This window comes from Vibrio sp. A11 (assembly GCF_013048705.1).
Classification (GTDB): Bacteria; Pseudomonadota; Gammaproteobacteria; order Enterobacterales; family Vibrionaceae; genus Vibrio; species Vibrio metschnikovii.
Genome location: NZ_VHSI01000012.1, coordinates 64092 through 78745, shown reverse-complemented (window position 1 = coordinate 78745; position 14654 = coordinate 64092). Strand labels below are relative to the sequence as shown.

The 14654-nt window shown below is 45.4% G+C and carries 11 protein-coding genes and 1 pseudogene; 9 read left to right on the top strand and 3 right to left on the bottom strand.

The annotated features are described in order from the left end of the window. Positions 1–14: 14 nt before the first annotated feature. Positions 15–923 carry a DMT family transporter gene (locus FKQ60_RS13015; protein ID WP_170904962.1) on the bottom strand — a complete coding sequence of 303 codons (909 nt, stop codon included), beginning with the start codon at positions 921–923 and terminating at the stop codon, positions 15–17. A 181-nt stretch (positions 924–1104) separates the two neighbouring features. Here FKQ60_RS13015 and rmuC point away from each other — a divergent pair, with 181 nt between their 5' ends. The 7 genes and pseudogenes from rmuC to tatC all read left to right on the top strand — a co-directional run bounded on the left by rmuC (position 1105) and on the right by tatC (position 7285). Then, positions 1105–2637 carry a DNA recombination protein RmuC gene (gene rmuC, locus FKQ60_RS13010; protein WP_154169762.1) on the top strand — a complete coding sequence of 511 codons (1533 nt, stop codon included), beginning with the start codon at positions 1105–1107 and terminating at the stop codon, positions 2635–2637. A gap of 48 nt (positions 2638–2685) precedes the next feature. Then, positions 2686–3468 carry a bifunctional demethylmenaquinone methyltransferase/2-methoxy-6-polyprenyl-1,4-benzoquinol methylase UbiE gene (gene ubiE, locus FKQ60_RS13005; RefSeq protein WP_154169764.1) on the top strand — a complete coding sequence of 261 codons (783 nt, stop codon included), beginning with the start codon at positions 2686–2688 and terminating at the stop codon, positions 3466–3468. Positions 3469–3476: 8 nt separating this feature from the next. After that, positions 3477–4082, top strand: coding sequence for an SCP2 domain-containing protein (locus tag FKQ60_RS13000; RefSeq protein WP_161425973.1), 606 nt, complete (start codon positions 3477–3479; stop codon positions 4080–4082). Continuing rightward, positions 4079–5710 carry a ubiquinone biosynthesis regulatory protein kinase UbiB gene (gene ubiB / locus FKQ60_RS12995; RefSeq protein ID WP_161438654.1) on the top strand — a complete coding sequence of 544 codons (1632 nt, stop codon included), beginning with the start codon at positions 4079–4081 and terminating at the stop codon, positions 5708–5710. Before FKQ60_RS13000 ends, ubiB begins: the two co-directional genes overlap by 4 nt. 51 nt (positions 5711–5761) lie before the next feature. Further along, positions 5762–6001, top strand: coding sequence for a Sec-independent protein translocase subunit TatA (tatA, locus tag FKQ60_RS12990; RefSeq protein ID WP_004393899.1), 240 nt, complete (start codon positions 5762–5764; stop codon positions 5999–6001). Positions 6002–6004: 3 nt separating this feature from the next. Then, a pseudogene (gene tatB, locus FKQ60_RS12985) lies at positions 6005–6286 on the top strand (Sec-independent protein translocase protein TatB); the annotation flags it as partial. 255 nt (positions 6287–6541) lie between these two features. After that, entirely contained in the window at positions 6542–7285 is a 744-nt protein-coding gene (gene tatC, locus FKQ60_RS12980) for a twin-arginine translocase subunit TatC (protein ID WP_154169772.1), read from the top strand. Between the two features lie 32 nt (positions 7286–7317). Here tatC and FKQ60_RS12975 read toward each other — a convergent pair whose 3' ends face one another. Then, positions 7318–8079 (bottom strand): TatD family hydrolase, encoded by a 762-nt coding sequence (locus tag FKQ60_RS12975; RefSeq protein WP_158137525.1) that lies wholly within the window; start codon positions 8077–8079, stop codon positions 7318–7320. 233 nt (positions 8080–8312) lie between these two features. Between FKQ60_RS12975 and hemB the strand changes: the two genes are divergently transcribed. Both hemB and polA read left to right on the top strand, forming a co-directional pair. After that, positions 8313–9368: a porphobilinogen synthase gene (gene hemB, locus FKQ60_RS12970; protein WP_154169776.1), complete on the top strand. Its 1056-nt coding sequence runs from the start codon at positions 8313–8315 to the stop codon at positions 9366–9368. A gap of 753 nt (positions 9369–10121) precedes the next feature. Next, positions 10122–12917, top strand: a complete 2796-nt coding sequence (gene polA, locus FKQ60_RS12965; protein ID WP_154169778.1) for a DNA polymerase I — start codon at positions 10122–10124, stop codon at positions 12915–12917. A 681-nt stretch (positions 12918–13598) separates the two neighbouring features. Here polA and yihA read toward each other — a convergent pair. Continuing rightward, positions 13599–14255, bottom strand: coding sequence for a ribosome biogenesis GTP-binding protein YihA/YsxC (gene yihA, locus FKQ60_RS12960; RefSeq protein WP_004393907.1), 657 nt, complete (start codon positions 14253–14255; stop codon positions 13599–13601). Positions 14256–14654 lie beyond the last annotated feature (399 nt).

The following is a 14654-nucleotide window of genomic DNA, read 5'->3' as shown; positions in this document are numbered from 1 at the left end:
TGCGCTGGTGGGTTTTATGGCCGTGCTTTTCTTGGCTTAGTGCGGGCTGAGAATTTCATTTGCTGAATCACTAACCCGCTAATAATAAACACTAAACCGATAATGGTGGTGGGATGAATGCGCTCACCGATAATGGTCGCCAATAAAATCAAAGAGATAAATGGCGAGGCAAAAATAAGATTACTGATCCGCGCGGTATTTTGAGTACTTTTCAAAGCGCTCAGCCAGAGCACAAAGGTAATTCCCATCTCAAATAAGCCCACATAGCTCACCGCCAGCCAGCCTTGCCATGAAATAGTTAGCCATGAGGCTCCCTCATAAAGGCTTAAACCCATCGCGCAGGGAATAGCAACCAGAAAGCCGAGCAGTAGGCCAACCACCGGATCCGCTTGGTTCTTGGTATTTAAAATCCAATATCCTGCCCATAATAACGTTGAGCATAAAGCCAGAGTGACGCCAAGTGGGCTTTCAAATTGTAATTCCAGTAAGTTGCCTTGAGTGGCAATCACCAATACGCCAAAATAACTTGCTGCGCAGGCGAGCCAATCTTGCTTGCGGATCGTTTGGCCTAGAAATAGCGCCGCCATTAAGGTGAGTGTAATTGCCCAACTGTAGTTAATCGCTTGTGCTTGAGAGGCGGGCAGTAAAGCGTAGGCTTTAAAGAGCAATAAATAATAGGCGAGCGGATTAATCAAACCGAGCAAGCAATAGTAAAACGGATTGGCGATAAAGGTCGGGACAAGCTGTGCCAGTTTACCTTGTAGGCCACAAATGATGGCTAAGGTACAAGCCGAGACGATGCTTGCCATGGTCAGCATTTGAATTGGGGTCAGCTCGGTTAAGGTGAGTTTGAACGCGGTCGCGACCGTTGACCAAAGTAACACGGCGGATAACGCCAGTCCAAGCGCTCGGCGCTCATTCATGCTTCTACTCCTTGCTAATGGTTAGCGACCTTGATTGGCAGCCCGCACTGTGACACGTCATTGTGTGGCTAGTTTGTGCAAAGTGCTAATCTACGGTGGAAAAACCAGTCAGTAAACTGGACATTTATCCAGTATCACCATACCATTTTTAATTAAAGTGATAATTGATGAAGTGCTTGATATGCAATGGTTCATGGAACATGCGACGACTTGGCTGGCGGCGCTCTCTGCCGCTGGCGTTGCCGCGATTACCACTGGCTGGTGGGTAAAACAGAAAATGCAGTTCTCACTGCAACTATTAGAGCAGCAATTAGCGAGCGAAGCCCGTTGGCATCAACAACAAAAAACGCAGCTAGAGCAGTCGTTACAGCAAGCTCAGCAAGAGTTAGATGAGCTTGATCAGCAGCGTGATAAAGCGGAATTTGAGTTAAAACAAGCGCATGGCAAGATGATGGCGGTGATGGAAAAATTACGCCATTTTGAAGCGATCAAACAAGAGCGTTTGGCTTATGCTGAGCAATTGAACCAGATGCGCGATCTCAAAACTCAATTGGAAGTGCAACTCCATGAGCAGCAAGCCCGACATGAGCAGCAACTCGCAGCCAGTCAAGATAAGCTGCAATTGCTTGAGCGAGCTGAAGAGCGTTTAAAGCAGCAATTTGAGCAACTTGCTAATCAGGTATTTGAACACAAAACTGCAAAAGTTGATGCGCAAAACCAACAGAGTTTAGCTGGGCTGCTTAATCCACTGAAAGAGCAGCTCGAAGGGTTTAAAAAACAGGTCAATGACAGTTTTAACCAAGAAGCGAAAGAGCGGCATACCTTAGTACATGAGCTGCGTAACTTGCAGCAATTGAATGAGCAAATGGCCAAAGAAGCGCTCAACCTCACCCAAGCCTTAAAAGGGGATAATAAACAACAGGGCAATTGGGGCGAAGTGGTGCTTGCTCGGGTATTGGCAGAATCAGGTTTGCGCGAAGGGCATGAATATCACACCCAAGTCAGCCTACAAAATTCCGCTGGGAAACGTTATCAACCCGATGTGATCGTCCATTTACCACACAATAAGCAAGTGGTGATTGATTCAAAAATGGCACTGGTGGCTTACGAGCGCTACTTTAATGCCGAGACCGATAGTGAACGCGATCGTGCTCTGCACGACCATTTATCGGCGCTGCGTAATCACCTGAAAGGCTTGAGTCAAAAAGATTATCACCAGTTGAAAGGGCTACACAGTTTAGATTATGTGCTGATGTTTATTCCGGTCGAGCCGGCCTTTCAGGTGGCGATTCAAGCGGATCCAAGCCTAGTCAAAGATGCCCTTGAGCAAAATATTATTTTAGTCAGCCCAACCACTTTATTAGTAGCGCTACGTACCATTGATAACCTCTGGCGTTATGAACGTCAAAATCAAAATGCGCAAGAGATCGCAGAACGAGCCAGTAAATTGTACGATAAGCTGCGTTTGTTCGTAGAAGATATGCAAGGTTTAGGCGGTGCACTGGATCGCGCTAATCAGAGCTATCAATCGGCTATGAATAAACTGGCGACAGGGCGTGGTAATGCGATACGTCAGGCGGAAAGTTTTAAGCAGCTTGGGGTGGAGATTAAACGTTCGATAGCGAGTGAGTTGGTGGAACAAGCGCAGCGTGAATCGGATCCTGATTTTGCGCCTTTACTAGAAAGACATCCCACTGAGGATAAAGTAAACTAATCGTCCGCAGTTGCAGTTTAGGTGTAAGACTGCCCAAGAGGAATAACAATGACGGATATCAGCGTGCAAACCAATACAACAATAGACAATCAAGAAACCACCCATTTCGGTTTTACTACCGTCGCCAAAGACGAAAAAGTCACCAAAGTGGCGCAAGTATTTCATTCTGTCGCTGCCAAATACGACATCATGAATGACATGATGTCTGGTGGTATTCATCGCTTATGGAAGCGTTTTACGATTGATTGTGCGGGTGCGCGTCCTGGACAGAAAATTCTTGATCTCGGCGGTGGTACGGGGGATTTAACTGCCAAGTTTTCGCGTATTGTCGGTGAAAAAGGACATGTGATCTTAGCGGACATTAATAATTCAATGCTCAATGTGGGCCGTGATAAGCTGCGCGATCGAGGCATTGTCGGTAATGTGCACTATGTGCAAGCTAATGCCGAAGAATTGCCGTTTCCCGATAATTACTTTGACTGCATCACGATCAGTTTTTGTTTGCGTAATGTGACCGATAAAGATCAAGCGCTACGCTCGATGTATCGAGTATTAAAACCGGGTGGTCGTTTACTCGTGCTCGAATTCTCTAAACCTGTCCTTGAACCACTCTCCAAAATATACGATGCCTACTCGTTTCATCTGTTGCCGAAAATGGGCCAGTTGATTGCTAATGACGCAGAAAGTTATCGTTATCTGGCTGAATCGATTCGCATGCATCCTGATCAAGAGACGTTAAAAGGCATGATGGAGAGCGCAGGCTTTGAACAAACCACTTACTATAACCTCACTGGCGGTATTGTCGCTTTACACCGTGGTTACAAATTCTAAGGGGTCTTATGCCGTTTCAATCTTTGATCACTGCGGTGATGGAAACCACGCTCAATACCTTAATTGAGGATGATCCACAACTGCACCGTCGACTTACTCGTTTGAAAGGGCAAGTGATACAGCTGCATATTAAAGAGATCGATCAAACCTTTACTTTTGTATTCAGTCAGCAAATTGATGTGCTTGGTGCTTATGAAGCTCAGCCCGATTGCTACTTGTCGTTATCATTGACTATTTTGCCTGAGTTGCGTGAGCAGGCCAATATCACGCAACTGATTAAACAAGACAAACTGGTGTTACAAGGCGATATTCAGCTAGCACAAAAATTTGCTCAATTATTGACAGATTGTAAGCCCGATCTTGAAGAGTGGTTATCACGTATTACTGGCGATGTGGTCGCTCATACTGTAGTGCAAGGCATTAAGGATGTGCATCAGCAAGTGACCAGCCACTTTGTCAAACAGCAACATTATGTCGCCCAAGTCCTCACCGAAGAGTGGCGTATTGCTCCTCCGCCATTAGAAATCGCTGATTTTTGTGATCAAGTGGATGAAGTAAAAAGTCATGCCGCTCGTTTAGAAGCCAAATTGCATCAGTTACTGGGAAAAGTATGACTCCTGCAGAAGTTAAGCGTTTATATCGCATCATCAAAGTTCAGCTTGAATATGGTTTAGATGAGCTGATCCCACAACACCAATTAAGCAAAGCGCCATTACTGGCACGTAAAATGTTGTTTTGGATTCGTAATCAACATTCCGATAAGCCTCTGGGTGAACGGCTGCGCCTTGCGTTACAAGAACTTGGTCCAGTGTGGATTAAATTTGGTCAGATGATGTCAACTCGACGAGATTTATTCCCACCGCATATCGCTGATCAATTGGCGATGTTGCAAGACAAAGTTGCTCCGTTTGATGGTGCTTTAGCGCAGCAACATATGGAGCAAGCGCTCGGCGGGCCATTAGATACTTGGTTTGATGAGTTTGATATTGAGCCTTTAGCTTCGGCGTCCATTGCCCAAGTGCATACCGCGAAACTCAAATCTAATGGTCGCGACATTGTCTTGAAAGTGATCCGTCCCGATATTCGCCCCGTTATTGATGCGGATCTAAAACTGATGTACCGCTTAGCGCGTATTATTGCCAAAATGACGCCAGAAGCACGTCGTTTAAAACCGGTTGAAGTGGTACGTGAGTATGAAAAAACCTTACTCGATGAACTGGATCTACGACGAGAAGCCGCCAATGCAATCCAACTGCGTCGTAATTTTGAACACAGCGAAGAACTGTACGTACCAGAAATCATCACCGATTTTAGTAATAAAACGGTCATGGTCTCTGAACGCATTTATGGTATTCAAGTGTCAGATTTGGCGGGGTTAAAAGCCAACGGCACCAATATGAAACTGTTGGCTGAGCGTGGAGTGACGGTGTTTTTTACCCAAGTATTTCGCGATAGTTTTTTCCATGCAGATATGCATCCGGGTAACGTATTTGTTAATCCTGAACATCCAGAAAATCCGCAATGGATTGGTTTAGATTGCGGGATTGTCGGCACGTTAAATGCTGAAGATAAGCGTTATTTGGCAGAGAATTTTTTAGCATTTTTTAATCGTGATTACCGTAAAGTGGCGCAGTTGCATGTTGACTCAGGATGGGTGCCCTACGATACCAATATCGATGAGTTTGAAGTCGCGATTCGCATTGTTTGTGAGCCGATTTTTGCTAAGCCTTTGTGTGAAATATCGTTTGGTCACGTGTTATTGAATTTGTTTAATACCGCCAGACGGTTTGAAATGGAAGTGCAGCCCCAACTGGTATTACTGCAAAAAACGTTGTTGTATGTTGAGGGATTAGGTCGTCAGCTTTATCCGCAATTAGATTTGTGGCAAACCGCAAAACCCTTTTTAGAAAAATGGATGCGTAATCAGGTTGGTCCTCAGGCGGTGATTAACGCGGTCAAAGAGAAAGCGCCATTTTGGGCGGAGAAACTCCCAGAATTACCCGAGCTACTCTATGACAGCTTAAAACAGGGGAAAAACCTCAATCTGCGTATGGAGCAGTTTTATCAAGGCTACTGTACATCGAAGCGGCAGCAATCGACCGGGCAGTTTTTATTTGGTGTTGGCGCCACTTTAGTCGTATGCTCTGCTTTATTATTAACCGACTATCCTTCATTAGCGATGGGAGCGGTGATGGCGGGTGCAATTAGCTGGTGGTTAAGCTGGCGAGTGTATCGTCGATAACTTAGATTCACTGAAGAATTCATCATTAACACATAACCCGAGGTAGAGAAAATGGGTGGTATCAGTATTTGGCAACTGCTTATTATTGCGGTGATCGTTGTTTTATTATTTGGCACTAAGAAATTACGTGGCATAGGCAGTGACTTAGGCAGTGCGGTGAAAGGCTTCAAAAAGGCGATGGCTGAAGAAGAAGACCCGACGAAGAAAGATGCCGATTTTGAGCAGAAAAATCTACAGCAACAGAAAACGGAAAGCACGGCGGAAGCCAAAAAAGACCAAGAGAAGGTGTAAGCTGTGTTTGATATCGGTTTTTGGGAGCTGGTATTGATCTCGGTGGTTGCACTGGTTGTGCTGGGCCCAGAGCGTTTACCTCATGCAATACGCAGTGTGGCTAAGTTTGTTGCTACTGCCAAAGGGATGGCAAATAGCGTCAAAGAAGAGTTGGCCCAAGAGCTAAAGGTGCAGGAACTGCAAGAGCAATTACGTAAAGCGGAGCAAATGGGGATGAAAAATCTATCGCCAGAGCTACAAGAATCCGTCGATACGCTAAAAAAAGCAGCACAGGATGTGCAGCGTTCTTACGGTGCTAATGCTGAGAACATTGTCGAGCCAGACTCGGCTTCTGCGCTGAAACCAACAAATCCGACATCAGACTTAGCTGTGACAAAAAAACACCCAGCAAAGCGCCAGAGTAAGCCGAACGGTTCGGCTGTACAAAGGCGGTGATTGAGTTGGCGTGGTATCGCGCCACTACAGCGATAGTCTCTTTCAGTGATGAAACCGCCATCAGCTGATACTGATTACTTGTACTCCATATTAACCGAGGTTGTTATGTCATCCGCTGAACAAACCCAGCCGCTCATCGCCCATTTACTTGAATTACGTGACCGTTTATTACGCAGTATTGCGGCGGTGATCGTCGTTTTTATTGGTTTGATTTATTTTTCAAATACGATTTACGAGTTTGTTTCTCGGCCTCTGGTTGAGCGTTTGCCTGCTGGTGCGACGATGATTGCTACCGATGTCGCTTCGCCATTTTTTACGCCACTGAAACTGACGTTAATTGTCGCTATCTTTTTATCGGTGCCGTATATCTTGTATCAAGTTTGGGCGTTTGTTGCCCCTGGTTTGTACAAACATGAGCGCCGGTTGATTTTTCCACTGTTGGTTTCCAGTTCTTTGCTGTTTTATTGTGGTGTTGCCTTTGCTTACTTTGTCGTGTTTCCTTTAGTGTTTGGTTTTTTTACCGCCATTTCGCTGGGGGGCGTACAATTTGCTACCGATATCGCTAGCTATTTAGACTTTGTGTTGTCACTCTTTTTGGCGTTTGGTATTGCGTTTGAGGTTCCCGTAGCGATTATTTTGCTGTGTTGGACTGGCGCGACGACACCGAAAGCGCTCAGTGAAAAGCGGCCCTATATTGTGGTCGCCGCTTTTGTGATTGGTATGCTACTCACGCCACCGGATATTATTTCTCAAACCCTATTAGCCATACCTATGTGCTTGTTATTTGAAGTTGGGCTGTTTTTTGCGCGCTTTTACGGCCAGAGAGAGCCGCGTGAGGCGCAAGAGTAATCGCGATATCGCGATGGCTTGGTCGTCGTTGGTTATAACTTAAATAAGGCTTTGGCATTGTTAGTGGTGAATTGGTCGACGTACTCGGTGCTTAGGCCGCGTAACTCTGCAATTCGCTCTGCGACTAATCGAGTGTACGCTGGCTCATTACGTTTACCGCGATGCGGCACTGGCGCTAGGTAAGGACAATCGGTTTCTAATACCAGATAGTTCAAATCGAGCGCTGGAATTACTTTATCCATTCCGCCATTTTTAAACGTTGATACTCCGCCTAAACCTAAGTGAAAGCCAAGATCATTGATCGCTTTGGCTTGTTCAACCGTTCCGCCAAAACAATGGAAAACACCGCGTAATTGACCATTTTGCTCTTGCTTGAGTAGGGCTAAGGTTTGATCGATGGAATCACGAGTATGAATGACGACCGGTAAGTTAAGGCTTTTTGCCCAGTTCAGTTGGGTAATGAATGCCATCTCTTGTTCGGCTTGATAGGTTTTGTCCCAGTACAAATCAATGCCGATTTCGCCTACGGCAATAAACTCGCGTTGTGTAAACCAGTATTCTATCTGCTCGAGCGTTTGTTTGACGTCGGCGTTTACATAGCAAGGATGCAGGCCCATCATCGATCGGCATAAATCAGGATAAGCCGCTTCGGTAGCGAGCATAGGAGCGATAGAGTCGAGATCGATATTGGGTAACAAAATGTGCTCAATACCTTGTTCAATCGCACGTTGTATCACTTGGTCGCGATCGTGATCAAATTCACTGGCGTAAACATGGGCATGGGTATCAATCATCGTAATCTCTTTATGGTTAGTGGCTGTTGACGCTTCCGAGCTATCGTCAGCGGGATGATATTCGATAAAGAAGCAGTATACGCGAGTGGGCCACGGAGATCATTTTTCGCCTTTTCTTGGATTGAGCCTAGCGCCAAGTGATTAGAGTGATATGATTTCACGACTACACGTTCCAATCACGACCGCGGGTGGTCCTATCACTGCTGTGCGGTTCGACAACTAAGGAGAGTCGAGTGTCTGTATCAATCCAAGGTCAGTTCCCTGGCCGTCGTTTACGCCGTTTACGCAAACATGATTTTAGTCGTCGCTTAGTCGCAGAGCACAGCGTCTCGGTGAATGACTTGATCTATCCGATGTTTATCTTAATGGGTAAAGATCGTCGTGAAGCGGTAGAGTCGATGCCCGGTGTTGAACGTCTATCTATCGATTTGATGTTAGAAGAAGCGCAATATTTAGCGCAATTAGGAATTCCAGCCATCGCCCTGTTTCCGGTCGTGACTCCAGATGCAAAAAGTCTCGATGCTTCAGAAGCCTATAATCCGGATGGATTAGTGCAGCGTGCGGTCAAATTACTGAAAGCGCATGTCCCTCAAATGGGCGTGATTACCGACGTGGCTTTAGATCCTTTTACCACACATGGCCAAGATGGGATCATTGATGAAAGTGGCTATGTGCTCAACGAAGCAACGACCGAGGTGTTGATTAAGCAGGCGTTGTCCCATGCTCAAGCCGGCGCGGATGTTGTCGCACCATCAGACATGATGGATGGACGAATTGGTAAAATTCGCCAAGCGCTTGAAGAGGCGGGGCATATCCATACTCAGATCATGGCTTATTCGGCGAAATATGCGTCTTGTTACTATGGGCCGTTTCGTGATGCGGTCGGATCGGCAAGTAATCTCAAAGGGGGCAATAAGAAAAACTATCAGATGGATCCGGCCAACAGTGATGAAGCATTGCATGAAGTCGCGATGGATATTAACGAAGGCGCGGATATGGTGATGGTTAAGCCCGGTATGCCCTATCTTGATGTGGTACGCCGAGTGAAAAGTGAGTTGCAAGTGCCCACTTTTGCTTATCAAGTGTCTGGTGAATATGCGATGCATAAAGCGGCGATCTTAAATGGTTGGCTTAAAGAACGTGAAACCGTTATGGAGTCACTATTGTGCTTTAAGCGCGCTGGAGCCGACGGCATTTTGACCTATTTTGCTAAACAAGTCGCCGAATGGTTAGCCGATGATCACGCTCAAGCGGCGAAGCATTTGCGTCAGAAAGCCACCTCAAAATAAAAGCTACCTCACACTCACAATAAAAACTACCCCACAATAAAAGTGGGGTAGATCAACAAATGAGATTTTTTCTCATTTGAGTGTTGACATTAAGATGAGAACGATTATTATTAACCTTGTCTTAGGGGATAAGTCGAGTTCAACAACAGACCTGCTGATTATGTTAGCTTTATCTATTGCTAGCGGATAAGCAGAGGTTATTGGGTAACACAGATTCTTTTTGACACGACATTGCTCACATTGCTTCCAGTGTAATATTTAGCTTTTTGGGGAGTTGATTTTACCATTAGCTTCACCAGCATACGGCTAGGCGACATCTTCGGGTGTCGCTTTTTTTATGCTATGAGTTCGGCAAGTCAATCTGTCACATGAGTAGATTTTACTCAATGACGTCAGCAAGATTGGATGAGACTGTTGTAATTGTAATCAGCTAATTTCGAGCGGGATCTCAGCGTGAGTAAAAGGACAGCAAGTATCTTTTCCACAATGGATGATCGTTAAAGGATCATTGTTGTCTTTGTCGATCTGGATTAAATTCCTTAAATATCAGTAACTTTAATTTTGATTGGCAGTGGTAAAAAGAGAGTGATAGCGGTGTGGATAAAATCTATGAACAGACTTATCCACAGATGAAGGGGAGGCAGAACCGATCTCGGGGTACGCTTAGGCAACGAGTCAGCTTGATCAGCATGGAAACCAAGCAGCAGTCATGGCATCCTAGGCGCTTATTGTTTCTGTTCGGATAGCAAAACTATGGCTCGTATCCCTGATAACCCCCTCATTTTGATCGATGGCTCCTCTTATTTATACCGCGCGTTTCACGCCTACCCAGGCACCATGACCAATGGTGAGATCCCGACCAATGCGGTGTATGGGGTCGTCAATATGTTGCGTGCCATGATGCGTCAATTTGCTTCAGAGCGCATGGCCGTGATTTTCGATGCGAAGGGTAAAACCTTTCGTGATGACATGTACGATCAGTATAAAGCTCATCGCCCTCCGATGCCGGATGATCTAAGGTGTCAAATTGAACCTTTGCATCAGATTATTCGTGCAATGGGTTTACCGCTGATTTCGATTGAAGGTGTGGAAGCGGATGATGTGATCGGTACCTTAGCGGCGCAAGCATCACAAGCGGGAATGCCAGTGCTGATCAGTACCGGCGATAAAGATATGGCGCAATTAGTCAACGATCATGTCACTTTGATTAACACCATGACCAATGTCGTCATGGATCGCGAAGGGGTGATTGAAAAATTTGGTATTCCGCCTGAGTTGATCATCGATTATCTCGCTTTGATGGGCGATAAAGTCGATAACATTCCTGGCGTTCCCGGTGTGGGTGATAAAACCGCGACCGCCTTGTTACAAGGGATTGGTGGCCTTGAGGCGTTATATGCCAATTTAGATAAAATTGCGGAGTTAGGCTTCCGTGGTTCAAAAACCATGGCCAAGAAGCTGGAAGAAAATCGTGACAATGCTTGGTTATCTTATCAGTTAGCCACGATTAAGCTCGATGTTGCATTGGATCACACGCCGCAGTCTTTATTGAAAACCACTCCCGACTGCGACGCCTTAATTGCGCTGTATGGAAAAATGGCGTTTAAATCTTGGTTAACGGAACTCTTAGACGGCGGTAATGGCGTGGTTGAAGCTCGTGAACCTATCACCCAGCGAGAAGTGGCCTCTGGCCAAGCGCACACGGTGATGAGTGAGCACTCAGCGGTAACAATTGATCGCAGTCAGTACCAGACGATCCTTGATGAACAGAGTTTTGCGATATGGTTAGCTAAGCTCAAACAAGCCGAAGTGTTTGCGTTTGATACGGAAACAGACAGTCTCGATTATATGGTCGCTAATTTGGTGGGTCTCTCGTTTGCCGTAGCAGAAGGAGAGGCGGCGTATGTGCCCGTTGGGCATGACTATCTTGATGCGCCTCAGCAGCTGGACCGTGATTGGGTACTGGCGCAGCTAAAACCGCTATTAGAAGATCCTCAATTGGCTAAAGTTGGTCAAAATCTGAAATACGACGCCAGTGTTGTGGCGCGTTATGGGATAACGATGCGTGGCATTGCTCATGATACGATGCTGGCTTCTTATGTCTATAACAGCGTTGGTGGTAAGCAGGATATGGATAGCTTAGCGCTACGCTTTTTACAACATAGCTGCATTTCTTTTGAGCAAGTGGCTGGTAAGGGCAAAAATCAACTGACCTTCAATCAAATCGATCTTGAACAGGCTGCGCCATACGCCGCGGAAGATGCCGATGTGACACTAAGGTTACACCATCGTTTACAAGCTTTGCTTGAAGCGGATGCGCCGCTATTCGCTGTTTATCGTGATATTGAGGTGCCATTAGTGCCGGTGTTATCACGTATGGAGCGCACAGGCGTATTGATTGACGATCAATTACTGGCGATTCAATCTCAAGAAATTGCCCAGCGTTTGGTTGAGCTCGAGCGCAAAGCCTATGAGCTGGCTGATCAAGAATTTAATTTAAGCTCACCAAAGCAATTACAAACGATTTTGTTTGAGCAGATGAAGTTACCTGTGGTGAAAAAAACGCCATCAGGTACTCCATCGACTAACGAAGAAGTGCTACAAGAATTGGCGTTAGATTATCCGTTACCAGCGGTGATCCTTGAATACCGTGGATTGGCTAAATTAAAGTCGACCTACACAGACAAGCTACCAAAGATGATCAACCCAACAACTGGGCGGGTGCACACTTCTTATCATCAAGCGGTAACGGCGACAGGACGTTTGTCTTCAACCGATCCAAACTTACAAAATATTCCGATCCGCAATCAAGAAGGACGCCGTATTCGTCAGGCCTTTATTGCTCCAGCGGGCTGGAAAATCATGGCAGTCGACTACTCACAGATTGAATTACGAATCATGGCTCATTTGTCTGGCGATCCTGCGTTGCTGGACGCTTTCCAGCAAGGCAAGGATATCCATACCGCGACGGCAGCAGAAATCATTGGCGTGAGTATTGATCAGGTAACCAGTGAGCAGCGTCGCCGTGCCAAAGCGGTCAACTTTGGCCTTATTTATGGCATGAGCGCCTTTGGTCTTGCTAAGCAACTCGGTATTCCTCGCTCTGAAGCTCAGCATTATATGGACAAATATTTTGAACGTTATCCGGGTGTGCTGCGTTATATGGAAGAGACGCGCAGTATGGCGGCAGAGCAAGGGTATGTGGAAACGCTCTTTGGTCGTCGTTTGCATTTACCTGAAATTCAATCACGGAATGGCATGCGTCGTAAAGCCGCTGAGCGGGCGGCGATCAATGCACCGATGCAAGGTACTGCCGCTGATATCATTAAAAAAGCGATGCTATTAGTGGATAATTGGATCGAGACAGAGGGGCAAGGACGCGTAAAACTGTTAATGCAAGTACACGATGAACTGGTTTTTGAAGTGCAAGAGTCAGCTTTATCCGAAATTGAAAGTAAAGTACAAGAATTGATGGAATCTGCTGCCCAACTTAACGTGCCGTTAGTGGCTGATGCTGGTCACGGAAACAACTGGGATGAAGCCCATTAACGTCGATTTAGCATAAAATCAATCAATTATTCTAGCCAGCGTCTTATCGCTGGCTTTTTTTTAATCGAAAAAAATTGAGTGATTTTCAAGTGTTTATGTATTTTAATAAAATTTTAATGAAAAAAAACTACAAAAACTATTTTCATTTATGACCAGTTGCTGTAGATTTAATTCCGTAGGGTACAGAGGTAAGATGTTCTATCTTTCAGACCTTTTGTTTCACGTTATTGGATTAGGCTGATTCAGCCGCCCCAGTCGATTATTGACTGGGGCGTTTTTTATTGTGCGCTTCCCATCTTTTTATCTCTCGTATCATCAATCTTCGCGGCTGAAATCTGGTCGATTATTTCGGCTAAGCAGCGCCTCAATATAAAGCTGATTGACGATGGTTTTTGATCAGTATTGTCATTAAACGTCATTCACACTTTCGATTCTTTTTAGCGGAAAATCAAGTCTATAGCATGGTGGTTTTTTTGATTTAATTTATTGATTAATAAATTAAAAATGGCGATATGTTTTGTGGTGTTGAAGCAAGATTGTGGGTGGTAGCGTCTTGTAATTTTTGCGGGATTGAGGAATGCTAGCGCTATAACAATAATGACTTCCTATTTCTCTCCCGTTGCCCCACCAGGATGGTGGGGATTTTTATCGCTTGGATATAAATCAACAAACGAATAATGACTAAGCGACAGGTGGCTCGTCGGTTGATAACGGTTGTTCGGTACGACGCAATACTTCAGGCATAAACCAACTATCGAGTTTACTGCGTAAGGTATCGACCCCTAAGCCGTTTAGCGACGAGTACACATCGACACTGACATCACCACCGAACGATAATGACTCTTCTCTGATCTTGTTGAGTTGGGCTTTACGTGCACCGCTTTTCAATTTATCCGCTTTAGTCAGCAGTACTTGCACCGGAATGGCACATTCAACCGCCCACAAGACCAATTGTTGGTCGAGATCTTTCATTGGATGGCGGATATCCATTAACACCACCAATCCTTTTAGGCTAGAGCGCTGTTGCAGATACTCACCCAGTGATTTTTGCCACTTCTTTTTCATTTCTAGCGGTACTTGTGCAAAGCCATAACCCGGTAAATCAACGATATGGCAACCATCGGTGACTTTAAATAGATTAATTAACTGAGTTCTTCCAGGGGTTTTACTGGTTTTCGCCAAGCTTTTTTGGTTGGTTAAGCGATTGAGAGCGCTTGATTTGCCAGCATTTGAACGTCCGGCAAACGCAATTTCGATACCGTCATCGGCGGGAAGATGGCGAATGTCTGGCGCACTGGTAATAAAATGCGTGTTTTGATAGTGAATTTTTACGCTCAATGTTAACTCCATCTCGACTTTGCGTAGTCGATTGATTGCTTTTATAAAAACTTAGTCGAAGAATCGTACTCGGTACAAGACCGATGATTGTACCATGAGTGCTTGGGTAAGCTGGACAATTATCAACAAGCGGATGGGAAGAAAGTCATCCGCTCGCCTTAAATTACCTTTTAGTTTTTTATATTAATGACTTACCTCGCCAAGGATATTGTCTTCTTCGCTGGGCGATGAGGAGTCATTGTTGATTTTTAGGTTAAGCCTAGCGCATCGCTTATTCGCGGCGGTCGGGTCTTTTTGTCGTGTGATAAATGGATTGATGATCTTTTTACAATAATTGCTCTGTTTTTGAACAAAGAGGCTCCACACTATCGCCAGTTTCTGGTATGTTGCGCATCCCCC

Bases quoted from the DNA above. Each gene is read 5' to 3' on its own strand.
- FKQ60_RS13015 (WP_170904962.1), bottom strand. From the start codon at position 923: ATGAATGAGCGCCGAGCGCTTGGACTGGCGTTATCCGCCGTGTTACTT.
- rmuC (WP_154169762.1), top strand. From the start codon at position 1,105: ATGCAATGGTTCATGGAACATGCGACGACTTGGCTGGCGGCGCTCTCT.
- ubiE (WP_154169764.1), top strand. From the start codon at position 2,686: ATGACGGATATCAGCGTGCAAACCAATACAACAATAGACAATCAAGAA.
- FKQ60_RS13000 (WP_161425973.1), top strand. From the start codon at position 3,477: ATGCCGTTTCAATCTTTGATCACTGCGGTGATGGAAACCACGCTCAAT.
- ubiB (WP_161438654.1), top strand. From the start codon at position 4,079: ATGACTCCTGCAGAAGTTAAGCGTTTATATCGCATCATCAAAGTTCAG.
- tatA (WP_004393899.1), top strand. From the start codon at position 5,762: ATGGGTGGTATCAGTATTTGGCAACTGCTTATTATTGCGGTGATCGTT.
- tatC (WP_154169772.1), top strand. From the start codon at position 6,542: ATGTCATCCGCTGAACAAACCCAGCCGCTCATCGCCCATTTACTTGAA.
- FKQ60_RS12975 (WP_158137525.1), bottom strand. From the start codon at position 8,079: ATGATTGATACCCATGCCCATGTTTACGCCAGTGAATTTGATCACGAT.
- polA (WP_154169778.1), top strand. From the start codon at position 10,122: ATGGCTCGTATCCCTGATAACCCCCTCATTTTGATCGATGGCTCCTCT.